The organism is Pseudomonas sp. PI1, assembly GCF_000812405.1.
In the GTDB taxonomy this organism is placed as follows: Bacteria; Pseudomonadota; Gammaproteobacteria; order Pseudomonadales; family Pseudomonadaceae; genus Pseudomonas; species Pseudomonas citronellolis.
Genome location: NZ_JWMC01000041.1, coordinates 103,553 through 125,768 on the forward strand (window position 1 = coordinate 103,553; position 22,216 = coordinate 125,768).

The 22,216-nt window shown below is 69.2% G+C and carries 27 protein-coding genes; 13 read left to right on the top strand and 14 right to left on the bottom strand.

Translation table 11 applies throughout. The features are described from left to right. The first annotated feature begins 528 nt into the window (after nt 1-528). The 4 genes from glnK to sutA all read left to right on the top strand — a co-directional run bounded on the left by glnK (nt 529) and on the right by sutA (nt 3,165). Complete coding sequence (gene glnK / locus RN02_RS14205; RefSeq protein WP_003457590.1) at nt 529-867, top strand: P-II family nitrogen regulator; 339 nt, start codon at nt 529-531, stop codon at nt 865-867. 35 nt (nt 868-902) lie between these two features. Then, on the top strand, nt 903-2,237 hold the full coding sequence (locus tag RN02_RS14210) for an ammonium transporter (RefSeq protein WP_043315028.1): 1,335 nt from the start codon (nt 903-905) through the stop codon (nt 2,235-2,237). A gap of 101 nt (nt 2,238-2,338) precedes the next feature. Further along, nucleotides 2,339-2,764 (top strand): secondary thiamine-phosphate synthase enzyme YjbQ, encoded by a 426-nt coding sequence (locus tag RN02_RS14215; protein WP_043315029.1) that lies wholly within the window; start codon nt 2,339-2,341, stop codon nt 2,762-2,764. A gap of 77 nt (nt 2,765-2,841) precedes the next feature. Beyond that, nucleotides 2,842-3,165, top strand: a complete 324-nt coding sequence (sutA, locus tag RN02_RS14220; RefSeq protein WP_043315030.1) for a transcriptional regulator SutA — start codon at nt 2,842-2,844, stop codon at nt 3,163-3,165. 433 nt (nt 3,166-3,598) lie between these two features. Here the strand turns inward: sutA and RN02_RS14225 are convergent, their stop codons facing one another. The 6 genes from RN02_RS14225 to lptM form a co-directional block, all read right to left on the bottom strand. Then, nucleotides 3,599-4,291, bottom strand: coding sequence for an HAD family hydrolase (locus tag RN02_RS14225; protein ID WP_043315031.1), 693 nt, complete (start codon nt 4,289-4,291; stop codon nt 3,599-3,601). After that, nucleotides 4,288-5,208: a tyrosine recombinase XerC gene (xerC, locus tag RN02_RS14230; RefSeq protein ID WP_043315032.1), complete on the bottom strand. Its 921-nt coding sequence runs from the start codon at nt 5,206-5,208 to the stop codon at nt 4,288-4,290. The genes RN02_RS14225 and xerC overlap by 4 nt, the downstream gene beginning before the upstream one ends. Before the next feature lie 82 nt (nt 5,209-5,290). After that, on the bottom strand, nt 5,291-5,992 hold the full coding sequence (locus RN02_RS14235) for a DUF484 family protein (protein ID WP_009614058.1): 702 nt from the start codon (nt 5,990-5,992) through the stop codon (nt 5,291-5,293). A gap of 25 nt (nt 5,993-6,017) precedes the next feature. Beyond that, on the bottom strand, nt 6,018-6,848 hold the full coding sequence (gene dapF / locus RN02_RS14240) for a diaminopimelate epimerase (protein WP_043315033.1): 831 nt from the start codon (nt 6,846-6,848) through the stop codon (nt 6,018-6,020). Nucleotides 6,849-6,858: 10 nt separating this feature from the next. After that, the gene (gene lysA / locus RN02_RS14245) at nt 6,859-8,106 is read right to left on the bottom strand and encodes a diaminopimelate decarboxylase (RefSeq protein ID WP_009614054.1); all 1,248 of its coding nucleotides are present in this window, start codon (nt 8,104-8,106) and stop codon (nt 6,859-6,861) included. A gap of 11 nt (nt 8,107-8,117) precedes the next feature. Further along, nucleotides 8,118-8,258, bottom strand: a complete 141-nt coding sequence (lptM, locus tag RN02_RS14250; protein ID WP_009614052.1) for an LPS translocon maturation chaperone LptM — start codon at nt 8,256-8,258, stop codon at nt 8,118-8,120. A gap of 185 nt (nt 8,259-8,443) precedes the next feature. Here lptM and RN02_RS14255 point away from each other — a divergent pair, with 185 nt between their 5' ends. From RN02_RS14255 to rnk, 4 genes are all read left to right on the top strand, one after another. Next, on the top strand, nt 8,444-9,493 hold the full coding sequence (locus RN02_RS14255; RefSeq protein WP_043315034.1) for an AraC family transcriptional regulator: 1,050 nt from the start codon (nt 8,444-8,446) through the stop codon (nt 9,491-9,493). 9 nt (nt 9,494-9,502) lie between these two features. Next, on the top strand, nt 9,503-9,838 hold the full coding sequence (gene cyaY, locus RN02_RS14260; RefSeq protein ID WP_009614048.1) for an iron donor protein CyaY: 336 nt from the start codon (nt 9,503-9,505) through the stop codon (nt 9,836-9,838). Further along, the gene (locus RN02_RS14265) at nt 9,816-10,016 is read left to right on the top strand and encodes a DUF1289 domain-containing protein (RefSeq protein ID WP_009614046.1); all 201 of its coding nucleotides are present in this window, start codon (nt 9,816-9,818) and stop codon (nt 10,014-10,016) included. The genes cyaY and RN02_RS14265 overlap by 23 nt, the downstream gene beginning before the upstream one ends. 108 nt (nt 10,017-10,124) lie before the next feature. Further along, on the top strand, nt 10,125-10,532 hold the full coding sequence (gene rnk, locus RN02_RS14270) for a nucleoside diphosphate kinase regulator (RefSeq protein ID WP_009614044.1): 408 nt from the start codon (nt 10,125-10,127) through the stop codon (nt 10,530-10,532). A gap of 40 nt (nt 10,533-10,572) precedes the next feature. Here rnk and RN02_RS14275 read toward each other — a convergent pair whose 3' ends face one another. The 3 genes from RN02_RS14275 to RN02_RS14285 all read right to left on the bottom strand — a co-directional run bounded on the left by RN02_RS14275 (nt 10,573) and on the right by RN02_RS14285 (nt 14,116). Continuing rightward, complete coding sequence (locus RN02_RS14275; protein WP_043315035.1) at nt 10,573-13,416, bottom strand: class I adenylate cyclase; 2,844 nt, start codon at nt 13,414-13,416, stop codon at nt 10,573-10,575. A gap of 132 nt (nt 13,417-13,548) precedes the next feature. Continuing rightward, a complete protein-coding gene (locus RN02_RS14280; RefSeq protein ID WP_043268180.1) occupies nt 13,549-13,782 on the bottom strand; it encodes a TIGR02647 family protein in 234 nt (77 codons plus the stop codon). Between the two features lie 61 nt (nt 13,783-13,843). Then, a complete protein-coding gene (locus RN02_RS14285) occupies nt 13,844-14,116 on the bottom strand; it encodes a hypothetical protein (protein ID WP_043268182.1) in 273 nt (90 codons plus the stop codon). A gap of 89 nt (nt 14,117-14,205) precedes the next feature. Between RN02_RS14285 and RN02_RS14290 the strand changes: the two genes are divergently transcribed. Together RN02_RS14290 and ppk2 are read left to right on the top strand one after the other, a co-directional pair. Further along, nucleotides 14,206-15,192 carry a magnesium transporter CorA family protein gene (locus tag RN02_RS14290; RefSeq protein WP_043315036.1) on the top strand — a complete coding sequence of 329 codons (987 nt, stop codon included), beginning with the start codon at nt 14,206-14,208 and terminating at the stop codon, nt 15,190-15,192. Nucleotides 15,193-15,420: 228 nt separating this feature from the next. Next, entirely contained in the window at nt 15,421-16,308 is an 888-nt protein-coding gene (gene ppk2 / locus RN02_RS14295; protein ID WP_225617228.1) for a polyphosphate kinase 2, read from the top strand. An 18-nt stretch (nt 16,309-16,326) separates the two neighbouring features. Here the strand turns inward: ppk2 and RN02_RS14300 are convergent, their stop codons facing one another. Then, a complete protein-coding gene (locus RN02_RS14300; RefSeq protein WP_043315038.1) occupies nt 16,327-17,091 on the bottom strand; it encodes a hypothetical protein in 765 nt (254 codons plus the stop codon). 224 nt (nt 17,092-17,315) lie between these two features. After that, nucleotides 17,316-18,011 (bottom strand): Crp/Fnr family transcriptional regulator, encoded by a 696-nt coding sequence (locus tag RN02_RS14305; protein WP_043315039.1) that lies wholly within the window; start codon nt 18,009-18,011, stop codon nt 17,316-17,318. A 79-nt stretch (nt 18,012-18,090) separates the two neighbouring features. On the opposite strand from RN02_RS14305, the gene RN02_RS14310 reads away from it, so the two are divergent. Continuing rightward, nucleotides 18,091-18,615, top strand: coding sequence for an Mpo1 family 2-hydroxy fatty acid dioxygenase (locus tag RN02_RS14310; protein ID WP_043315040.1), 525 nt, complete (start codon nt 18,091-18,093; stop codon nt 18,613-18,615). Nucleotides 18,616-18,621: 6 nt separating this feature from the next. On the opposite strand, the gene RN02_RS14315 is transcribed toward RN02_RS14310, so the two are convergent. Next, nucleotides 18,622-19,410 carry an MmyB family transcriptional regulator gene (locus RN02_RS14315; protein WP_043268189.1) on the bottom strand — a complete coding sequence of 263 codons (789 nt, stop codon included), beginning with the start codon at nt 19,408-19,410 and terminating at the stop codon, nt 18,622-18,624. A gap of 129 nt (nt 19,411-19,539) precedes the next feature. On the opposite strand from RN02_RS14315, the gene RN02_RS14320 reads away from it, so the two are divergent. Beyond that, nucleotides 19,540-19,944 carry a hypothetical protein gene (locus tag RN02_RS14320; protein WP_043315041.1) on the top strand — a complete coding sequence of 135 codons (405 nt, stop codon included), beginning with the start codon at nt 19,540-19,542 and terminating at the stop codon, nt 19,942-19,944. Nucleotides 19,945-19,980: 36 nt separating this feature from the next. On the opposite strand, the gene RN02_RS14325 is transcribed toward RN02_RS14320, so the two are convergent. Together RN02_RS14325 and RN02_RS14330 are read right to left on the bottom strand one after the other, a co-directional pair. After that, entirely contained in the window at nt 19,981-20,571 is a 591-nt protein-coding gene (locus tag RN02_RS14325; RefSeq protein ID WP_043315042.1) for a 2-hydroxychromene-2-carboxylate isomerase, read from the bottom strand. Between the two features lie 29 nt (nt 20,572-20,600). Then, nucleotides 20,601-21,344 (bottom strand): SDR family oxidoreductase, encoded by a 744-nt coding sequence (locus tag RN02_RS14330; RefSeq protein ID WP_043315043.1) that lies wholly within the window; start codon nt 21,342-21,344, stop codon nt 20,601-20,603. Between the two features lie 98 nt (nt 21,345-21,442). On the opposite strand from RN02_RS14330, the gene RN02_RS14335 reads away from it, so the two are divergent. Further along, nucleotides 21,443-22,015 (top strand): TetR/AcrR family transcriptional regulator, encoded by a 573-nt coding sequence (locus tag RN02_RS14335; RefSeq protein WP_043315044.1) that lies wholly within the window; start codon nt 21,443-21,445, stop codon nt 22,013-22,015. Nucleotides 22,016-22,216: the final 201 nt, after the last annotated feature.

Consider the following 22,216-nt stretch of genomic DNA (forward strand, 5'->3'; position numbering starts at 1 on the left):
AATCGGCGAAAGATAGGTCTTTCGACTCCTGCGGCGACGCCCGCTCGGATACTGAGGAACTTGCCTTCAGGCTTTCGGAAAATCCCTTCGGATAGATGGCCCTGGTCCAGCGCTGGTCGAGCCTCTTCCCTATGGCGCCGCCCGGATGGCCCTGGTCGGCCCCCGCATTGGCCGGAAAAAGCAGGGCGCTGCACGATTTTTGCGCAGGCATGGCGGCAGTACTGCCCGCTTCTGGTGCGCGACATGGCACCCGGCCATCGCCCGGCGCCCGGTGTTTTTCGCTAAGCGGCTGAATCGCCGGGCTTTTCGCCGAGCTGGCAAGCTTCCTGCTTTGGGGCTGGCATAGCGTGCACCGATGCAGGTCCGGTGCGGCTGGCGGAGCTGACGAGCGCTTCGCGGGAAGCGGCTGGAGGAGTCGGAGTGCTGAGGTAGGGCGGCCGGCGCGTTACAAAGCCAGACACTGCGCTTAGACTTGTCCCCGGGTTCGTTTTCCTGGGGCGAGTCCACCAAAACACGGGAGAGAGTTTCATGAAGCTAGTCACAGCCATCATCAAGCCGTTCAAGCTCGACGACGTGCGCGAGTCGCTGTCCGAGATCGGCGTGCAGGGCATCACTGTGACCGAAGTCAAGGGCTTCGGCCGGCAGAAGGGGCACACCGAGCTGTACCGTGGTGCGGAGTACGTCGTCGACTTCCTGCCCAAGGTGAAGATCGACGTGGCCATCGCCGACGACCAGCTGGACCGCGTCATCGAAGCCATCACCAAGGCCGCCAACACCGGCAAGATCGGCGACGGCAAGATTTTCGTCGTGAATCTGGAACAGGCGATCCGCATCCGTACCGGCGAGACCGGTACCGACGCCATCTAAGCCAACCGAACCCCACCGCCCCAGGAGAAACAACAATGACTCTGCGCAAGTTCGCAGGGCTAGGAGCCCTTTTGTCCCTCGCAATGCCTGGCCTGGCCATGGCGGACGAAGCTGCGGCCCCGGTCCTGAACAGTGGCGACACCGCCTGGATGCTGATTTCCAGCGCCCTGGTGCTGATGATGACCATCCCCGGCCTGGCCCTGTTCTACGGCGGCATGGTGCGCGCCAAGAACGTCCTGTCGATCATGATGCAGTGCTTCGCCATCACCGCGCTGATCAGCATCCTGTGGGTCGTCTACGGCTACAGCCTGGCCTTCGACACCGTCGGCATGGAGAAGGGCGTGATCAACTTCGCCTCCTTCGTCGGCGGCTTCGACAAGGCCTTCCTCAGCGGCCTGACCAGCACCGGCCTGACCTCCGCCGCCGCGCTGTTCCCGGAAAGCGTCTTCGTGATGTTCCAGATGACCTTCGCGATCATCACCCCGGCGCTGATCGTCGGCGCCTTCGCCGAGCGCATGAAGTTCTCCGCGCTGCTGATCTTCACCGGCCTGTGGTTCACCCTGGTCTACGCCCCCATCGCACACATGGTCTGGAGCGGCGACGGCGGCCTGCTGTGGGACTGGGGCGTGCTGGACTTCGCCGGCGGCACCGTGGTGCACATCAACGCCGGTGTGGCCGGCCTGGTGGCCTGCCTGGTGATGGGCAAGCGCAAGGGCTACCCGACCGCCGCCATGGCCCCGCACAACCTGGGCTACACCCTGGTCGGCGCGGCCCTGCTGTGGATCGGCTGGTTCGGCTTCAACGCCGGTTCCGCCGCCGCCGCCAACGGCACCGCCGGCATGGCCATGCTGGTGACCCAGATCGCCACCGCCGCTGCGGCCCTGGGCTGGATGTTCGCCGAGTGGATCACCCACGGCAAGCCGAGCGCCCTGGGCATCGCTTCGGGCGTGGTCGCCGGCCTCGTGGCCGTGACCCCGGCCGCCGGCACCTGCGGTCCGATGGGCGCCATCATCCTCGGCCTGGCCGCCGGCGTGATCTGCTTCTTCGCCGCCACCAGCCTGAAGCGCGCCATCGGCTACGACGACTCCCTGGACGCCTTCGGCGTGCATGCCGTCGGCGGCATCGTCGGCGCCCTGCTGACCGGCGTGTTCGCAGCGCCGGCCCTGGGTGGCTTCGGCACCGTTACCGACATCGGCGCCCAGCTGTTCATCCAGTTCAAGGGCGTGGCCTTCACCATCGTCTACACCGGGATCGTCAGCTTCGTGATCCTCAAGGTGCTGGACCTGGTCATCGGCCTGCGCGTCACCGAAGAAGAAGAAACCGTGGGCCTGGACCTGGCCCTGCACAACGAGCGCGGCTACAACCTGTAAGGTTCGCGCGAGTTCGACGAAGGGCGCCTACGGGCGCCCTTTGTTTTTTTCTGCGCTTCGCTAGAATGCGCCCGCATCGGTAGCCAATCGGAGGCCTCGCCATGTGGCAGCAGACCCTGATCACCCTGCGCCCGCGGTCGCGCGGTTTCCACCTGGTCACCGACGAGGTGCTGGCGGCATTGCCGGACCTGGCGCGTTGCCGGGTCGGCCTGCTGCACCTGCTGTTGCAGCACACCTCGGCGTCGCTGACGCTGAACGAGAATGCCGACTCCTCGGTGCGGCGGGACTTCGAGCGATTCTTCAATCGCCTGGTGCCGCAGGGCGAGGGTGGCTACGAGCACGATTACGAAGGGCCGGACGACTTGCCCGCGCACTTCAAGGCCAGCCTGCTGGGCTGCCAGCTGACCCTGCCGGTCAGTGCCGGGCGCCTGGCGCTGGGCACCTGGCAGGGCATCTACCTGGGCGAACACCGCGATCACGGCGGGCCGCGCAAGGTGCTGGCGACCCTGCAGGGCGAGGCTCTGTGAATTTTTTCCGGCAGCGTTCGTCAAAGCGCGCGGCTGGGCTATAACTAACCTGCTTTGCAGCACCACGAGGTTGAACAATGAGCGACGAAGAACTGGAACAAGACGAGCTGGAAAGTGGCGACGAGGACGACGGCGAAGAGCTGGCCGCGGCTGACGATGGCGACGCCGATGGCGAAGCCGACGAGGCCCCGGCTTCCTCTGGTGGCGGCAAGAAAGCCAAGGCAGCCGTAGAGGAAGAGGAACTGCCCTCGGTGGAGGCCAAGCAGAAGGAGCGCGACGCCCTGGCCAGGGCCATGGAAGAGTTCCTCTCCCGTGGCGGCAAGGTCCAGGAGATCGAGCCCAACGTGGTCGCCGATCCGCCGAAGAAGCCGGACAGCAAATACGGCAGCCGCCCCATCTAAGGGCGACGTCGTGAAAAGGCCCGCCCTCCCCGGAAGGGGAGCGGCGGGCTTTTTCTTTGTGGTGGCCCGTGGGCGCAGTGCTCTTCGTAGGATGGGTTGAGCCTTGCGAAACCCATGCGGTTGGGGTGATGGGTATCGCTTCGCTCAACGCCATCCTACGGGTCTTGTGTTTGCCGGAGGGCGTAGGAGCGGACCTTGTCCGCGATAGCCGGAGGTATCGGCGCGGATCGCGGATGAGATCCGCTCCTACGCTGCCCCAGCCACGCGGCTCCCCTGTAGGAGCGCGCCCTGCGCGCGAATCGCGGGCAGGGCCCGCAGTTGGGAAATCGCGGTGTTCCCCCCTGTAGGACTCCGTCCGCGATGCGGCGGATAACGCCGTAGGCGTTATGCGCCCTACGATGAACCATCGGCGCTCCCACGAGGAGCGTTTCGATTACAGCCGCGCCAGCACCCCGGGCAGCTCCGCGAGGCTGTGGATGATCGCGCTGGGCGCTTCCTCGCCCTCCCAGGCCTTGCGCGCCGGGTTGAACCAGATGGCCTGCAGGCCGGCGCGGCGGGCGCCGGCTATGTCGTCGCTGGGGTGGTCGCCGATGTGCACCGCCTGCTGCGGCTCAACGCCGGCGCGCTTGAGCGCTTCCCGGAAGGGTTTCGGATCGGGCTTGCCGATGCCCAGCTCCTCGGCGCACAGGGCGAACTGGAAGTAGTCGGCCAGCCCCAGGCGGCGCACGTCGGCGTTGCCATTGGTGAGCACGCCGAGGATGAAGCGGTTGGCCAGGGCCTCCAGGGTCGGGTGCACCTCGGGGAACAGGCTGACCTGGTGGCGCGCATGGAGGAAGACCTGGAAACCGGCCTCGGCCAGGTCCGCCGCTTCCGCCTGTGGATAACCGGCGTCGAGCAGGGCGTGCAGGAGGATGCGCCGGCGCAGCTCGCTCAGGCGGTGCCTGAGCATTGGGTCCTGCTGCATCAGCCGCGCACGGATCGCCCACAGATGCTCGATGGGCACCGGACCCAGTTGCGCGGCGTTCGCCGCCAGCCATTCGCGCAGGGTGGCCTCGGCGCTGTTCATCACCGGGGCGACGTCCCAGAGGGTGTCGTCGAGGTCGAAGGTGACCAGCCGGATGTTCATTCCTCGGCTCCTGTATCGGTATCGCGTTTGACGCGCCTGGCCCGCGGGTGGGCGTTGTCGTAGACCTTGGCCAGGTGCTGGAAGTCCAGGTGGGTGTAGATCTGCGTGGTGGCGATGTCGGCATGGCCGAGCAGCTCCTGCACCGCGCGCAGGTCCTGGGAGGATTCCAGGATATGGCTGGCGAAGGAATGCCGCAGCATGTGCGGGTGCAGGTGCTGGCCCAGCTCGCGCACGCCGGCCTGGCGCACCCGCAGTTGCACGGCGCGCGGCGTCAGGCGCTTGCCGCTGTGGCCGACGAACAGCGCGCGGTCGGCCGGGCGGACCATCTCGCGCAGCGGCAGCCAGTCCTCGATGGCCTTGCGCGCGGCGCGCCCCACCGGCAGTTCGCGGATCTTGTTGCCCTTGCCGAGTACCCGCACCAGGCCGGCGGACAGGTCCAGGCCGTCGAGGTCCAGGCCGACCAGCTCGGACAGGCGCAGGCCGGAGGAATAGAACAGCTCCAGCATGGCCTGGTCGCGGCGGGCGATGAAGTCGTCCTCCAGGGCGCCGTCGAGCAGTTGCCCGGCGCGGTCGGCGTCGAGGGTGCGCGGCAGCTTGCGCGCGGCCTTGGGCGCGGCCAGGCCGTCGGCGGGGTTGTGCCGGCAGCGGCCCTCGCGGATCAGGTACTGGTAGAGCCCGCGCACCGCCGAGAGCAGCCGCGCCAGGCTGCGGCTGGCCAGGCCCTGGGCGTGCAGGCGGGCGACCTGCGCGCGCAGCTCGCGCACCTGCAGGTCGGCCCAGTCGGCGATGCCGTTCTTCTCGCACAGCGCGACGACCTTGAGCAGGTCGCGCCGGTAGCCGGCGAGGGTATGCGCGGACACCTGGCGCTCGCTGCGCAGGTGTTCGAGGAAGGCATCGAGGTCAGCTACAAGCTTCAAGCTTCAAGCTCCAAGTGAAAAGCCCGGCTTCCACCGCGTTGCCTTGCTTGCGGCTTGCAACTCGAGGCTTGCCGCTGCCTGGCTAGCGTACCGACCGCAGCGGCGTGGAGAAGCGCGGCAGGACGCGGGCCAGGACCTCGGCCACGTAGCCGAGGAACAGGGTGCCGAGGGAGCTCTTGTAGTGCTGCGGATCCGGGCTGCCGATGGCGAGCACGCCGTGCAGGCCCTGGAAGGTCAGCGAGACCACTGCCGCCGAGCCGACGCCGTCGCGTTCGGTTTCGCCGAACAGGAAGGCCAGCTCATGGGGGCGCAGCACGCCGCATACGGTCTTGCCGCCGGAAAGCAGCCCGCCGATGGCCTGGTGCGCCTCGGCGCTGCTCACCGAGCGGCCCACCGGCAGGTTGTTGTCGCTGAACAGGATCAGGCTGACGTAGGGCACCTGGAACTCGTGGCGCAGGCTGTCTTCCACGGTGCTGACCACGTCCTCCAGGCTGGTGGCGTCGAGCAGGTCGAGCACCAGGCGGCGGGTCTTGTCGAACAGCCGGTCGTTGTCGCGGGCCACGTCCATCAGCTGCGCCAGGCGATGGCGCATCTCGATGTTGCGCTCGCGCAGCAGGCGCACCTGGCGTTCCACCAGCGAGACGGCGTTGCCGCTCTCGTGGGGGATGCGCATCTCCGGGATCAGCTCGTCGTGCTCGACGAAGAATTCGGGATGCTCGCGCAGGTACTCGGCGACCTGTTCGGCATCCAGCGGCGGGCGGTGTTCCGGGCTGTTCTCGGTCATGGGCGTCTCGGCTTGGCGTCTCGGGTTACAGGCGGACCTGGCCTTCGTACACCCGCACGGCGGGCCCGGTCATCATAACCGGCTGGCCGGGGCCTGCCCACTCGATGTTCAGGCGGCCGCCCGGCAGGTCGATCTGCACCGGCGAGCGCAGCCAGCCCTGGCGGATGCCGGCCACCGCGGCGGCGCAGGCGCCGGTGCCGCAGGCCAGGGTCTCGCCGACGCCGCGCTCCCACACGCGCAGGCGCGCATGGTTGGCGTCGAGCACCTGGAGGAAGCCGATGTTGGCCTTGGCCGGGAAACGCGGATGCACTTCCAGTTTCGGGCCGAGGGTGCGCACCGGGGCGCTGTCGACGTCGTCCACCCGCAGCACGCCATGGGGGTTGCCCATGGAGACGGCGGCCAGCTCGACGCTCTGCCCGTCGACTTCCACGGCGTAGCTGGCGGCTTCGGCGTCGGCGACGAAGGGCACCTGTTCCGGCGCCAGGCGCGGCGCGCCCATGTCCACGGTGACCTGGCCGTCGTTGGCGACGCTGAGCTCGATGATGCCGCCCTTGGTCTCGACGCGGATGGTCTTCTTCATGGTCAGGCGCTTGTCCAGCACGAAGCGGGCGAAGCAGCGCGCGCCGTTGCCGCACTGTTCCACTTCGCTGCCGTCGGCGTTGAAGATGCGGTAGCGGAAGTCGACCTCGGGGCTGCCCGGCGGCTCGACGATCAGCAACTGGTCGAAGCCGACGCCGGTGTTGCGGTCGCCCCAGCTCTTGACGTGGCGGGGCAGCACGTGGGCGTGCTGGCTGACCAGGTCGAGAACCATGAAGTCATTGCCCAGCCCGTGCATCTTGGTGAAGCGCAGTAGCATGGTTTCGGCCTCACTCCGGCAGCAGGCTTTCGCCGGCGTAAAGCTCCTGGACGGTCTCGCGGCGGCGCACCTCGAAGGCCCGCTCGCCATCCACCAGCACCTCGGCGGCGCGGCCGCGGGTGTTGTAGTTGGAACTCATGACGAAACCATAGGCGCCGGCCGAGCGGATCGCCAGCAGGTCGCCTTCTTCCAGGGCCAGCTCGCGGCCCTTGGCGAGGAAGTCGCCGGTCTCGCAGATGGGGCCGACCAGGTCGTAGGTACGTTTCTGGCCCGCGCGCGCGATGACCGGGGTGACCTCCATCCAGGCCTGGTACAGCGCCGGGCGGATCAGGTCGTTCATCGCCGCGTCGATGATGGCGAAGTCCTTGTGCGCGGTGTGCTTGAGGTACTCCACGCGGGTCAGCAGCAGGCCGGCGTTGGCCACGATGTAGCGGCCCGGCTCGAACACCAGGGTCAGCTGGCGGCTGCCCAGGCGCTCGCGGATGGCGCGGATGTAGTCGCTGGCCGGCGGCGGGGTTTCGTCGCGGTAGCGCACGCCGAGGCCGCCGCCCAGGTCCAGGTGGCGGATCAGGATGCCGCGCGCGGCCAGGCGGTCGACCAGCGCCAGCAGGCGGTCGAGGGCGTCGAGGAAGGGCTCCAACTGGGTCAGCTGCGAGCCGATGTGGCAGTCCACGCCTTTCACTTCCAGGTTCGGCAGCTCGGCGGCGCGGGCGTAGATGGCCTCGGCCTCGTCGATGTCGATGCCGAACTTGTTCTCTTTCAGCCCGGTGGAGATGTAGGGGTGGGTCTGGGCGTCCACGTCCGGGTTCACCCGCAGCGACACCGGCGCCTTCACGCCCAGTTCCGCGGCCACTTCCTGCAGGCGCTCCAGCTCCACGGCGGATTCGACGTTGAAGCAGTGCACGCCCACTTGCAGGGCGCGGCGCATGTCGTCGCGGCTCTTGCCGACGCCGGAGAACACCACCTTGGCCGGGTCGCCGCCGGCGGCCAGCACGCGTTCCAGCTCGCCGCGCGAGACGATGTCGAAGCCCGAGCCCAGGCGCGCCAGGACGTTCAGCACGGCCAGGTTGGAGTTGGCCTTGACCGCGAAGCAGACCAGGTGCGGCAGGCCCTGCAGGGCGTCGGTATAGGAACGGAACTGCTGCTCGATGTGAGCGCGCGAGTAGACGTAGGTGGGCGTGCCGAAGCGCTCGGCCAGCGCCGACAACGCCACGCCTTCCGCGAACAGTTGCCCGTCACGGACGTTGAATGCCTCCATGTGCTGCTCCCTTACAGACCGTAGCGGTCCTTGCTGTGCTTGCTTTGGGCTTGCTGGTCGTCCGGCAGGTACAGCGGGCCTTTCTGGCCGCAGCCGGCGAGCGCGGCGCTGAGCACGGCGAGCGCGACGAAGGGAAGAAGCAGTCGCTTCATGGCGGAATCCTTGTGATCAAAGCGTAATTGGACCGGAGTATACCGGCCCCCCGGCGCCTTGCCTATGCAAGCGGACTCCCGCCCGGCGGGGCTTCCAAAGGGGCTGGCGGGGGCCGCTCGCAGCAACGCGGTTTGCGATCAGCCCCCGCCAGCCCCTAGGATCTGACAGAAAAAACGGAGGATCCATGCAAGCCCCCGTCCCACTCGCCGGTTCCATTTCCATCGCCTACGTGCAGGGCCTGGTGGACCACCTCGAGCGTCGCGGCGTCGCGCCGCAACGGCTGCTGGCCGGTGTCCAGCTCGAGCCGTCGATCCTCGACCAGCGCGAGGCGCGCATCGCCGCCAGCGTTTATGTCGACCTGCTGGAACTGGGCCTGGCGCTGAGCGGCGACGCCGACCTCGGCCTGCACCTGGGCGAGGCCGTGCGCCCCGGCCACTTCGGCGTGCTCGGCTACCTGCTGATGAGCTGCGCGACCCTCGGCGACGCCCTGCACCGCCAGGCGCGCTACGCCGAGCTGGTGGGCAGCCTGGGCCGCGTCGAGCTGGCCGACGAGCCGCCGCGCGCCGGCCACGAGCCGCTGGTGCGGCACAGCTGGGAGCCTTTGCTGCCACGCCAGCAGCGCCAACTGGCGGAAGAAACGCTGGCCTGCTGGCTGCGCTTCGGCCACTGGATCAGCGGCCTGGAGCAGGCGCCGCTGGAAGTGCGCTTCCGCCACCCGGCGCCGGCCGACACCACCGAGCACCGGCGCATCTTCCGCTGCCCGGTGCTGTTCGGCCAGGCGGACAACGCCCTGGTCTTCCCCCGGCGCCTGCTGGCGCTGCCCCTGGGCCAGGCCGACAGCCAGATCCAGCGCACCCTCGACGCCTACGCCGGGCGCCTGCTGGAGAGCATCCGCCGCGGCGAGGGCGTGCTCGAACGGGCCCGCCAGTGCCTGGCCGAGCGCCTGCCGGAGCAGGCCGTGGACCTGGAGGCCCTGGCCGGCGAGCTGGCCCTGAGCCCGCGCACCCTGCAGCGCCGCCTGCGCGACAGCGGCCTGTCGTTCAGCCGCCTGGTGGACGAGACGCGCCAGCAACTGGTGCTGCACCACCTGCGCGACCCGGCGCTGGAGCTGGCCGACGTCGCCAGCCTGGTCGGCTTCAGCGAGACCGGCTCGCTGGCGCGGGCCTTCCGCCGCTGGACGGGGCAGAGTCTCGGGCAATACCGGCGTACACTGCAGCCTTTGGCAGATTCCTGAGGACAATGCATGAGCAGCATGAGCGAAGCCCGTTTCCACGACCTCGTCGACGAGGTGCAGACCACGGTGGAAGACGCCTTCGATGACAGTGACCTGGACGTGGACCTGGAGAATTCCGGCGGCGTGCTGACCGTGCGCTTCGAGAACGGCAGCCAGCTGATCCTCAGCCGCCAGCCGGCGCTGCGCCAGCTGTGGGTGGCGGCGCGTTCCGGCGGTTTCCACTTCGACTACGACGAGTCCGGCAGCCTGTGGCTGAGCGACAGCACCCGCGAGCCGCTGGGCGCGCTGCTCAACCGGGCGACCCTCGAGCAGGCGGGCGAGGATGTCGAGTTCCCCGGCCTCTGAAGCGCCGGTCCCCTCGCCCTGCTGCCGGCGCTGCTGCCTGGACGAGGGTGACGTCTGCCTGGGCTGCGGGCGCAGCCTGGCGGAGATTCTCGAATGGAACGAGGCCGACGGCGCGCGCCGGCGGCAGATAGTCGAGGCCGCCCTGGCACGCCGCAAGCCGCTGTGGCCGGGCCCCTGACCGGGTGGTCTTGCTTATTCGCGGTACTGTGTTAGTGTCCGCTGAAAACCCCGCCTTGGGCGGGGTTTTTCTTTTTTCGATCCACTGCCAAGGAGTCTGCCGGCCATCATGACCACCGCACCGTCCATCACCGTTACCCGTCTCGACCTGCAACGTCTGGAGCGCCTGCTCGACAGCCTGGAAGAGTACGGCCCCGCCGCCGAAGCGCTGGAAGCCGAGCTGTCCCGCGCCAACGTGGTCGGCCACGACGAGGTGCCGCCGGGCGTGGTGACCATGAACTCCACCGTGCGCTGCCGCGAGGAAAGCAGCGGCAAGGAGTACCTGCTGACCCTGGTCTACCCGGAGGACGCCGGCGGCGAAGGCAAGGTGTCCATCCTCGCGCCGGTGGGCACCGCGCTGCTGGGCCTGACCGTCGGCCAGAGCATCGACTGGCCGGCCCCGGGCGGCAAGACCCTCAAGTTGAGCCTGCTGGACATCACCTATCAGCCCGAAGCCGCCGGCGACTACAACCGCTGAGCGCCCGTCACGATCTGCTGCGCACCGCCCGGGCCAGGTCTCAGGCCTCGGCCAGGGCCTGGTTCAGCGCGCTTTCCAGGCGCTGCTTGTAGCGCAGGTAATGGATGCTCTGCAGCGCCGACTCGGCGGCCACCGCCGACAGGTCCAGGTCGGTGATGTAGCAGGGGTAGCGCTCCTGCCCGCGGCGCTGGGCGAGGATGTGCCGGGCCACGGCCTGGAACAGCCCGGCGCCGTACTCCAGTTCGGAAAACTCGCGGTGGTTGCAGTACAGGGTGATGCGCGAACGCTGCCCCGCCCCCGGCTCGACGATCGCCTGGACGTTGTAGTAGGGCCGCTCCTGCGCGCTCGGCGGCACGCTGCGGCGCTCCACCCGGCGGGCCCGTCCGCGGCCGGCCGGTAGCAATTCGTAATAAATGATTTCCTGCACCGGCTGCGCCTCGCCCAGCGGCAGCTGCGCGCTGCGCCGGTAGAGCATGGCCTGGAGGAAGCGCTGCAGCGGCACCAGCAGCGTCTGCTCGTCGTCGCAGGCCTGGCGGCCGTGCCACAGGGAGTTGCGTTCGTCCAGCAGGTAGAGCGTGGCCTGGCCCTCGTCCAGGCGGTAGAACACCTGCAGGCAGCCGGGGCGGCCGAGCGGCAGCAGCAGCGCCAGGTCCTCGCCTTCCAGGGCGTGGCGGTCCAGGTGCAGCGGGCTGTAGGCGCCCTGGCGTTCGCCCAGGTGTTCGAGCAGGGCCGGTAGGTCGGCCAGGCTCTGGTGGCTGACCTGGCCCGGCTGCAGGCGCAGCAGGTGGTACTGCTGGCGGATCTGCAGCAGGTAGCGCCCGCCGTTGCCGCTGGCCAGCTGGGCGTAGGCGTCCTGGAACAGTTCCTCGACGCGCTGGGCGATGGCCGCCGCGCGGTTGCGGCAGAAGCAGCGCACCAGCAGGCGCGGCGGCGCGGTGTCGGCGGGCAGGGCGTTGAGGTAGTCGCGCAGGCAGTCGAGCAGCGCGCCGGGGCCGGCGTAGCGGCTGACCAGCAGTTCGTTCCAGCTGTTCAGGGTGACCTGGTCGAGGCTCAGCACCAGGTTGTCGCGCATGCCGGAGTAGCCCAGCGAATCGGTGCGCCCGCTGGTCATGTGCAGGTTGGCCTGGCTGTGCTGGCGCAGCGGGTCGAGGCCGACGTTCACCAGGATCAGCACGCTGGCCGGGGCGCTGGGGCGCAGCAGGGCGCTTTCGGCCACTTCTTCCAGGGGCATGGGCATGGCCTGCTGCAGGCCGAGCAGCAGGTTGCCCAGCTCGTGTTCGCTCAGGTCGCTGTCGCCGGGCTGCAGCGACAGCCGGGTGCCGCCATCGATCACGCCGTTGCGGTGGCTCCAGGCCAGCAGCTCGATCAGCTCGCGGGCGCGCTTGAGCGGCGCGTAGTCGGCCAGCTCGGCGCCGGTCAGGTTGCCCGGGAACAGCGCCCAGGAACCGCCCTCGGCGGCGTTGCCGGCGGGCAGGCGGGCGAGGGTGAGGAGGTCTTCGCCCAGGTCCGGGGCGATGCCCGGGTTGATGTGCTCGACCTTGCCGGCCTTGCGTTCGAAGGCGGCGTACAGGCGCCGGCCGAGCACGCCCAGGTCGCGCGGGTCGATGCCGCTGGCGGCCTGCTGCTGGCGGGCGAAGCGCGAGAGGAAGCGGTAGCTGTAGGTCAGCTCGTTGACCAGGGCGCGGCGCTCCAGGGTGACCTGGCGCACCTTCCACTGGCTGCGCGCGTCGAGCAGGCCGAGCACGCGCCCGTCCCAGCCCCAGGCGCCGCTCAGGCGCTCCATCAGCAGGCGCTGCCAGCTCTTGCGGCCCTGCTGCGGGCGGCGGCTGAGCTTCTTGCCGACCTTCAGGTACAGGCAGCGGCGCACCAGCTCCAGGCGCTCTTGCTCGCCGCGCGCGATCAGGTATTCCTCCAGGCGCCGGTAAAGCAGGATGTACGGGTCCAGCTCGTCCAGTTCCAGGCGCCCGGCGTAGACCTCGGCCTTGAAGCGCAGGGCCAGGCAGGCGACCTGCGGGTGCTCGCTGGCGTAGACCTCGCTGAGCAGCAGCTTGAGCACTGCCTTGTAGGGCGAGGTGATGCCCTTGAACAACTGCCACATGCCCGAGCCGACGAACTCGCCGGGCGGGATGTGCGCCAGGTGGCCGAGGTCGAGGACTTCCTCGTGGCGGATGAAGCGCTTGCTCAGCAGTTGCTCGACGTAGTCGCGATAGCGCCCTTCCTCGTATTCCGGCACCAGCCACCACAGCGGCGTGCGCCCGCCGAGCCAGATGGCGGTGCGGTAGAACTCGTCGAGCAGCAGGTAGTGCTGGCTGGTGCCGCAGTCGTCGGAGGTCAGCCGGGCGTTGCGCGCGCCGCTGACGAAGCCGCGCGGGTCGATGAGGAAGCAGTGCACCTCGGCGCCCTGGCCCGCGGCCCAGCGCTCCAGCAGCTCGCACTTGCGCTGCAGCTCGGCCACCGCGCCGGGCGCGAGCCCCGGGGCGTGGCAGACCCACAGGTCGAGGTCGCTCCGCTCCTCCTGGGCCACCGTGCCCAGGCTGCCCATCAGGAACAGCCCGTGGATCGGCAGGTCGGCCTCGCCGCGGCGCGGCTTGTAGCTGAACGAGCGGGTCAGGCGCTGGGCTTCGGCCAGCAGCTCGTCGTCGGGGACGAAGCCGCACAGCCCCGCCGGGGTGGCGCCGGAGACGTAGCCGGGGAGCAGCGGGTGGTTGACGTCCAGCAGCAGCGGCAGCAGGCGCAGCACCAGTTGCTGGCGGCTCGACAGCGCGGCCGTGGCGCGCTCCAGGCGCCCCTGGTTGATCGCCAGGAAGCGCTTGCGCAGGCGCGCCAGGACCTTGCGGTCGATGCCGTCGTCGATGTCCGGACGAATCTCGTGGGTGAAGGTCATGGCCTGCCGCGGTCAGCTATCGGGCGGTTATGGCTGAGTGCCATTACCGCATGGACTGCACTGTATATCGACCGCGGCGGGGCTGTCCTTAAGGAAATGGGGCGGGCCGCCGATGGATGGCGGCCGCGGGGTTCAGGGCTTGAGGATGTTCAGCAGCACCTGGGCGTGTTCGGCGGCGTCCAGCCCCAGGCTGGTCAGGTAGCCGCCGTCGGGCTGGTCGATCAGGCCCTTGGCGTGCAACCGCCCGGCCGCTGCGACGGCCGTCGGGGCCGCGTCATGGTGGATCTTCAGGCCTGCCTGGGTGTTCTCGAGATCGAACAGGGCAAGCAATTCCAGTTCCGCTACCAGCTCTTGGGTGAAGGCCATGGCGACTCCTCGGTGGCGATGTGGCCCCAGTTTAGCCACAGCCACCCCGCGCTCGGCAAGCTCATTCCTCGCCGGGCAGCTGCGGCAGATCGCGCAGGGCCTGCTCGTACCAGGCGCCATCGAAGGCGCGGTCCTCGGCGAGCATCGCCTGGATCTCGTGGGCCAGCACCATGGCCATCATTTCCAGGGCTTCCTCGCGCTCGTAGCCGACCAGGGTCAGCTTGTTGAGCACCGCACGGGCCGCCGCCGGCTCGCCGCTTTCGATCTGGTTCTCGATGGCCTGGATCAGGGTTTCTGCCGCGAAGGATTCTTCGCCGTCGTCGATGTCGCTCATGCCGGGTGGCTCCGTGCGGGCTTGTGCAGCCGGGGGAAGTTGTCCAACCTGCGCAGACCTGGATGGCCGCAGAAGGACGCGGATGCGACATGATCACCTATTACACCCTCGACGGCGACCGCTTGCAGCGCCACACCGGCGAAGTCGGCGCGGCCATGCCGGCGGGCACGCTGTGGATCGACCTGCTGCACCCCACGGAAGAGGAGGAGCGCCTGCTGGAGTCCTTCATCGAAGTGGACGTGCCGACCCGCGAGGAAATGGCCGAGATCGAGGATTCCTCGCGCTTCTACGAGAGCAAGGGCGCGCTGTACATGACCACCTCGGTGGTCAGCGGCATCCGCGAGCACCGGCCGAACACCGCCGAGGTCACCTGCGTGCTCACCCCGCAGTGGCTGGTGACGGTGCGCTACGCCGACGTGCTGTCGTTCCGCACCTTCGAGACGCGGGTGCAGCGCAGCGGCTGCAAGGGCGCCAGCGACCTGCTGTTCGTCAACCTGATGGACGCGGTGGTGGACCGCATCGCCGACGTGCTGGAGTCGGTGCAGGGCCAGCTGGACACGCTGTCGCGGGACATCTTCACCGACCACGGCGAGCTGCCCCGTTCCCGCGTGCCCAAGACCGACCTGCAGCAGATCGTCAAGCAACTGGGGCGCACCAACTCGCTGCTGTCCAAGCTCAACGAGAGCCTGCTCAGCGTCAGCCGGCCGCTGGCCTACTTCCGCCAGAGCGGCAACGGCAACGCCTGGATCAGCGAGGAAGCGCGCCTGGGCATGAAGTCGGTGGAGCGCGACGTGCGTTCGCTGGGCGAGTACCAGTCGAAGATGTCCGGCGAGATCACCTTCCTGCTCGATGCCACCCTGGGCCTGATCAACATCGAGCAGAACAGCATCATCAAGGTGTTCTCCATCGCCGCCGTGCTGTTCCTGCCGCCGACCCTGGTGGGCACCGTGTACGGCATGAACTTCCAGCACATGCCGGAACTGGCCTGGGCCAGCGGCTACCCGCTGGCGCTGGTGGCCATGGTGGTCTCGGCGATCATCCCCTACCTCTGGTTCAAGTTCCGCGGCTGGCTGTAGCGCCGGCCGGGGCGCGCGGCCTTGATATCGATCAAGATCGCCATGCCCGGCGGCTAGCAGAGTGGGGGAATCGCTCGCCCGAGCCCCCATGTCTCACAGGAGGAGACCATGCCGCAGCCCGATGCCAAGAACCCGCCCGTCCTCGCGGCCCTGGAGGCCCCGACGCCGACCCGCGGCGGCGAGGAAATCCGCGCCCAGAGCCACGGCCCCGTCGCCCTGACCGTGGCCATGGCGCCGCGCGGCAGCAACGAGGATTCCGGCTCCGCCGGCCTGCCCGCGTCCTACCCCTACCGCAAGCGCCTGCAGCGCAAGGAATACGAGGCGCTCAAGGCGCAGCTGCAGGTGGAGCTGCTGAAGGTGCAGAGCTGGGTGAAGGAAACCGGGCAGCGCATCGTGGTGCTCTTCGAGGGCCGCGACGCCGCCGGCAAGGGCGGCACCATCAAGCGCTTCATGGAGCACCTGAACCCGCGTGGCGCGCGAGTGGTCGCCCTGGAAAAGCCCAGCGACGCGGAAAGCGGCCAGTGGTACTTCCAGCGCTACGTCCAGCACCTGCCCACCGCCGGCGAAATGGTCTTCTTCGACCGCTCCTGGTACAACCGCGCCGGCGTCGAACGGGTGATGGGCTTCTGCACGCCGCGCCAGTACCTGGAGTTCATGCAGCAGACCCCGGAACTGGAGCGCATGCTGGTGCGCAACGGCATCCAGCTGTTCAAGTACTGGTTCTCGGTCAGCCGCGAGGAGCAACTGCGGCGCTTCGTGTCGCGCCGCGACGACCCGCTCAAGCACTGGAAGCTGTCGCCCATCGACATCCAGTCGCTGGACCGCTGGGACGACTACACCCAGGCCAAGGAGGCGATGTTCTTCCACACCGACACCGCCGACGCGCCCTGGGTGGTGGTCAAGTCCGACGACAAGAAGCGCGCGCGGCTGAACTGCCTGCGCCACTTCCTGCACACGCTGGACTACCCCGGCAAGGACCTGGCCATCGCCCACGCCCCCGACCCGCTGCTGGTGGGGCGGGCGGACCAGCTGGACCGCGACGAGCTGGCGCGCCCGCATGCCACGCCGCCGCTGCCGCGCCAGGTCGAGGCCAGCGAGAGCGCACCGGCGGCCTGAGGGGCCGCCGGGCCCGCCTCACTGCGCCTGGCTGAGCTGCATGAGCTGGCCGGCCAGCTCGCGGGCGTGGCGTTCGACGATGATCGGCGCCCAGGGCCGGCCGGAGGCGCTGACCAGGGCGTTGCTCTTGCTGTTCATGTCGCCCAGGGCGGTTTCCAGGTAGTTCCAGCGCATCTGCAGCTTGCCGCTCGCCGCGCCCGGCGGCAGGCGCGAGAGGCTGCGGCTGATCAGCGGCAGCAGCGTCTTCTCGTCCTGGCCGAGGTAGCTCTGCGGCGCCTCGCGGGCGATCTCCAGCACGCCCAGGTAGGAACGCGCCAGGTACTGCACGGAAAGGTATTCGATGCGCACCGGCACCTGCCACAGCGGCAGTTCGTCGGCCGCGGACGGCGGCACGAAGCGTTCGACCTGGCCGAGGAAGTCGCGCAGGGCGCGGCTCAGGTCCGGCAGGTAGGTCCAGGGCAGGTCCTCTTCCTTGGGGCCGTAGGTGGTGCCGGCCTGGATCTGCGCGAGCAGCGCCTGGTGGGCCTTGCGCAGGCCGTCGTCGGCCTTGGCGTAGCTTTTCACCGCCGCGTCCAGGGCGGCCAGATCGGCCTTCAGCTGGTTGGCGTGGTTCTCCTGGAAGCCTTCGCCGCGCAACAGCATCAGGCTGCCCAGGGCCCGGCAGGCGTCGACCTGCATGGCCTGCAGCTGTTGCTCGTCGCTGGGCAGGTTGGCCCGGGCGGGCAGGGCGAGGAGGGTGAGAATACAGACGAACAGGTACTGCAGGAGGTATTTGCGGTTCATGGCGGGAGTTTCCCTGTTGTTCTTGTTGGCCGCCTGGCCACGCCTTGGCGGGCGTGGGTGGTTTCGCGAACGGCGCCGGCCTTGCCTGGCCGGCCGGTTACCTGCGAGGGGTCACCGTACCGGGGCGCGCTCCCCCTGGCGCCCCGCCCGATGCTCCGGGCCAGCAAAGGCTAGCGCCTGCGCCGGCCGTTGCAACCGATCGAAAGAGTGATTCGCCGACGGCGTCATGCTTCCTCGCCCGCGGCCAGACGCAGGCCGTGGGCGTCGAGAATCTCGATGCCGGCGTAGCTCAGGCGCAGCACGCCGCGGGCTTCCAGCTCCTTGAGCAGGTGGTTGGTGGTCTGCCGCGACAGCCCGAGCATGGCCGCCAGCTGTTCCTGGGGCAGGTGCAGCTCGCGCTGGCTGGCCTGCGCCTCGCCGTAGCTGGCGGCCAGCATCAGCAGGCGCCGCGCCAGGCGCTGGGCGGCCGGCAGCAGGGCCTGTTCCTCCAGCACGGTGAAGGCCAGGCGCAGCTTGTGGCTCATCAGCAGGGCGAAGTCGCGCCAGTACTGCGGCTTTTCGGCGAGCAGCGCGTGCAGCGCCGGCAGCGGCACCTGCAGCAGGGTGGTGGGGCCTTCGGCGTAGGCGTCGTGGGTGCGCGGCTGGCCGTCGAACAGGCAGATCTCGCCGAACCAGTTGGGCGCTTCCACCAGGGCCAGCAGCGCTTCCTTGCCGCTGGCGCCCACCGCGCCGACGCGCATCCTGCCTTCGACCACGCAATACAGCCCGCAGGGGGCGTCGCCGCGGGCGAACAGGCGCTGCCCGGCGGGCAGGCGGCGAACGATGGCGGCCTGGCCGAGGGCTTCGCGCAGTTCGGCGGGCAGGTGCTGGAACCAGCGGCCGGAGGCGATGCGTTGCAGGCAGTCGGCGGTGTCGGGCATGGGCTTTGTCGGCTAGTTGACAGAGTGGTACGGCAGTCCAAGCCATGATGCCAGTACCTTGCCCGAGAACGACAGAACAATGAAAACACTCGTCGATCACCTGGCGCAGTACGCGGCCTACCACCGCGACCGGCGCAACATCCTCAGCCACTTCATCGGCATCCCGATGATCGTCCTGTCCATCGCCGTGCTGCTGTCGCGCCCGGGTCTTGAGGCCGGCGGCCTGCTGCTGGCCCCGGCGAGCCTGCTGGCGCTGGCCGCGCTGGCGTTCTACCTGCGCCTGGACCTGCGCTTCGGCGTGCTCATGGGCGTGCTCCTGGCGCTGTCGTTGTGGGCCGGCGCGGTGCTGGCAGCGGGTTCCACCGCCAGCTGGCTGGCCTGGGGCATCGGCCTGTTCGTGGTGGGCTGGGTCATCCAGTTCGTCGGCCACTGGTACGAGGGGCGCAAGCCGGCCTTCGTCGACGACCTGGTGGGGCTGGTGGTCGGCCCGCTGTTCGTCGCCGCCGAGGCGGCCTTCCTGCTCGGCCTGCGCGACGAGGTGCGCCGCGCCGTGGAACAGCGCGCCGGGCCGACCTGCATCCGCGAGCGCAAGGCGGCTGCCTGACCTCCCCTAGCCCGCGCCGGTGAGCCGGCGCAGGATTTCCGCGCTGCGCGCATCGGCGGGGAAGAAGGTTTCCAGCGCCAGTTCCGAGAGCGTCACGTCCACCGGCGTGCCGAACACCGTGATGGTGCCGATCAGGCTGAGCACGCCCAGCTCGGTGTTCAGTTGCACCGGTATCAGCACCATGTCGCCGCTGGCCTGCTCTTCGTGGGGCGGCGCCGGGTAGAGCGCGAGTTCGTCGCGCAGGGCCTGCAACTGCGGGTCGCCGCTGGCGTCGATGTCCCGCTGCAGGCGCGCCATCACGTGCGCCTTCCATGGCCCCAGGTTGAGAATGTTCGGCGCCAGGCCGCGCGGGTGCAGGCTCATGCGCAGCACGTTGCAGGGCGCGGCGAGCAGCTCGGGGGCCACGCCGATGAGGAAGACGCTCACCGCGTGGTTGGAGGCCAGCAGGTTCCAGTGGCGGTCCACCACCATCGCCGGGTTCGGCTCGTGGGCCTTGAGCAACTGATCGATGGCCTGCCGCGCCACGGTCAGCGCCGGGTCGTCCAGCGCCCGCTCGGAATACACAGGCGCGTAGCCAGCGGCGCCGAGCAGGCGGTTGCGCTCGCGCAGCGGGATGTCCAGCTGTTCGGCCAGGTGCAGGAGCATCTCGCGGCTGGGCAGGGCGCGGCCGGTCTCGACGAAGCTCAGGTGGCGCGTGGAGATGTCCGCGTCGCAGGCCAGGTCGAGCTGGCTGAGGCGGCGGCGCTGGCGCCATTGGCGCAGCAGGGCGCCGACGGGGAGGGTTTGGCTGTCCATGGGAACGAACGATAGACCTCCGTCCGGGGGCCGGCCATTACCTGGCAGGTAATCGACGCTGTGCCCGCCGCGGCGGATTCTTCGGCCAGGCGCCGCGGACCGGCGGCGCTTCGTTCAGGAGGATTCGCCATGACTCTGCTGCAACCGTCCCCGCTGCTCCGCCGTTCCCTGCAACTCGACGCCCTTGCCGGCGGCGCCACCGGCCTGCTGCTGGCGCTGGCCGCCAACCCGCTGAGCGGCCTGTTCGGCTTGCCCGTGGTACTGCTGATGGTGGCCGGCATCCTGCTGCTGCCCCTCGCCCTGGTGCTGGCCTGGATGGCCAATTGCGAGGTGCTGCCGCGCGCCGGCGTCTGGGCGGTGATCGCCGTCAACCTGCTGTGGGTGGTGGAAAGCCTGGGCCTGCTGGCCAGCGGCTGGGTGCAGCCGAGCGTGCTGGGCTGCGCCTTCGTGATCGGCCAGGCGCTGGTGGTCGGGGTGTTGGCCGAGCTTGAGTTCTTCGGCCTGCGCCGCTCCGCCGCGCTGCATACCCTGTGAGGCGCGAGGGGCGGCCTTGCGGGGCCGCCCTTCGCTTCAGGCCAGCGCCTCGCGGACGAAGTCCAGGCGGTCCTGGCCGAAGAACATCTCGTCGCCGACGAACAGGGTCGGCGCGCCGAACATGCCGCGCTTGATGGCCGCCTCGGTGTTGGCCTTGAGCGCGTCCTTTACTTCCTGCTCCGCCGCCAGCGCCAGCAGCGCCTGCGGCTCGAAGCCGGCCTCGGCCAGCAGCGGGCCCAGCACCGCCGCATCGCCCAGGTTCAGGGCGTCCACCCACATGCCCTTGAACACGCAGGCCAGCAGCGCCTCGAAGCGTTCCGGCTGGCGCAGCTGCACGCCGGTGGCGGCGCGCATCAGCAGCAGGGTGTTGATCGGGAAGTGCGGGTTCATCTTCAGCGGCACGCCGTAGCGGCGGGCGAAGCGCTGCATGTCGATCAGGGTGTAGCGGCCCTTGGCCGGGACGGCGATGGGCGAGGCGTTGCCGGTGGCCTGGAACACCCCGCCCAGCAGCACCGGGCGGTAGACCAGCTCTGCGCCGGCCGCGGCACAGATGCCCGGCAGCTGGGTGTAGGCCAGGTAGGAGGTGGGGCTGCCGAAGTCGAAGTAGAACTCGACGCTTTTGCTCATGGGTGATCCCTCTTTGTTGTCGTTGTGGATTACCAGCGTTCCATCCAGGGCCGCAGGTCCAGCTCGAAGGTCCAGGCGTCGCGCGGCTGGCTGTGCAGGTACCAGTAGTTGTCGGCGATGTGTTCGGGATCGAGGATGCCGTCCTGGGCTTTCTGCGCGTACTTCTCCGGGAAGTTGTCGCGGATGAACTCGGTGTCGATGGCGCCGTCCACCACCACGTGGGCCACGTGCAGGCCCATGGGCCCCAGCTCGCGGGCCATGCTCTGGGCCAGGGCGCGGATGCCGTGCTTGGCCCCGGCGAAGGCGGCGAACCCGGCGGCGCCGCGCAGGCCGGCGGTGGCGCCGGTGAACAGCAGGGTGCCGCGCTGGCGCGCGACCATGCGCCGGGCCACCGCCTGGCCGGTGAGGAAGCCGGAGAAGCAGGCCATTTCCCAGATCTTGAAGTACTTGCGCGCGGTCTCGTCGAGGATGCTGCAGGGCACGTTGGCGCCGATGTTGAAGACGAAGGCCTCGATGGGGCCGATGTCGCGCTCGATGGTCTCCACCAGTTCCGCCACCTGCTCCTCCTTGCGCGCGTCCGAGGCGAAGCCATGGGCCTCGCCGCCCTCGGCGCGGATGGCGTCGACCAGCGGTTGCAGCTTGTCCGCCGAGCGGCGGGTGACGCAGGCGACGTAGCCCTCGCGGGCGAAGCGGCGGGCGATGGCGCCGCCGGTGGCGTCCCCGGCGCCGATGACCAGCACCACTTTCTTGTCGTTGGGGGAGGCAGCGCTCATGTTCGTTTCCTCTGTTCGTTATGGGTAAACGATCGTTTGGTAAACGAACGTTATGTTATGCTTCCGGCAGCCGTCAAGCCGTTTCCGGAGCCCACGCCATGCGCTACTCAGCCAGCCACAAGGAAGAAACCCGCCAGCGCCTGCTGGAGAGCAGCGGCGCCATCGCCAAGCGCGAAGGCTTCGCCAGCGTCGGTGTGGACGCGCTGATGAAGGCGGTGGGGCTGAGCGGCGGCGCCTTCTACAACCACTTCCCGTCCAAGGACGCGCTGTTCGCCGCCATCGTCGAACGCGAGCTGACACGCAGCGCCGAGCGCCTGGGCAAGGCCGGCGACAGCCACGGCCGCGAGCGCCTGGAGCGTTGCCTGCAGCGTTACCTGACGCTGGCCCACGTGCAGAACGTCGACGGCGGCTGCGCAATTCCCGCCCTGGGCGCGGACATCGCCCGCGCCGACGAGCAGGTGCGCGGCACGGTGGAGGCGGCGATGCTCGGGCTGCAGCAGGCCTGGGCGAAGGAGTTGGGGAATGCGGAGGATGCGTGGGCGATGCTTGCCCAGTGCGTGGGGGCGTTGTTGCTGGCGCGGATGACGGCCAGCGAGGAGACGCAGCGGGCGATTATCGAGTCGAGCAGGGGGTTCCTGCTGCGGCGGTTGGAGGATGGGGTTTCTTCGTAGGAGCGAGCTTGCTCGCGAACAGTGTTTCCCTCTCGCTACGGTGCCTTGGATTGACTCCGCACCCTCTCCCCAGCCCTCTCCCTGAAGGGAGAGGGGGCCGTTCGGCGTGTGCTGATGTTTCAACTCTCCCTGATGCTATGCATAAAGCCTGATACCTCCATGGGGCACGGCCTTCATGCCGGCACGGACTAGCTCCCTCTC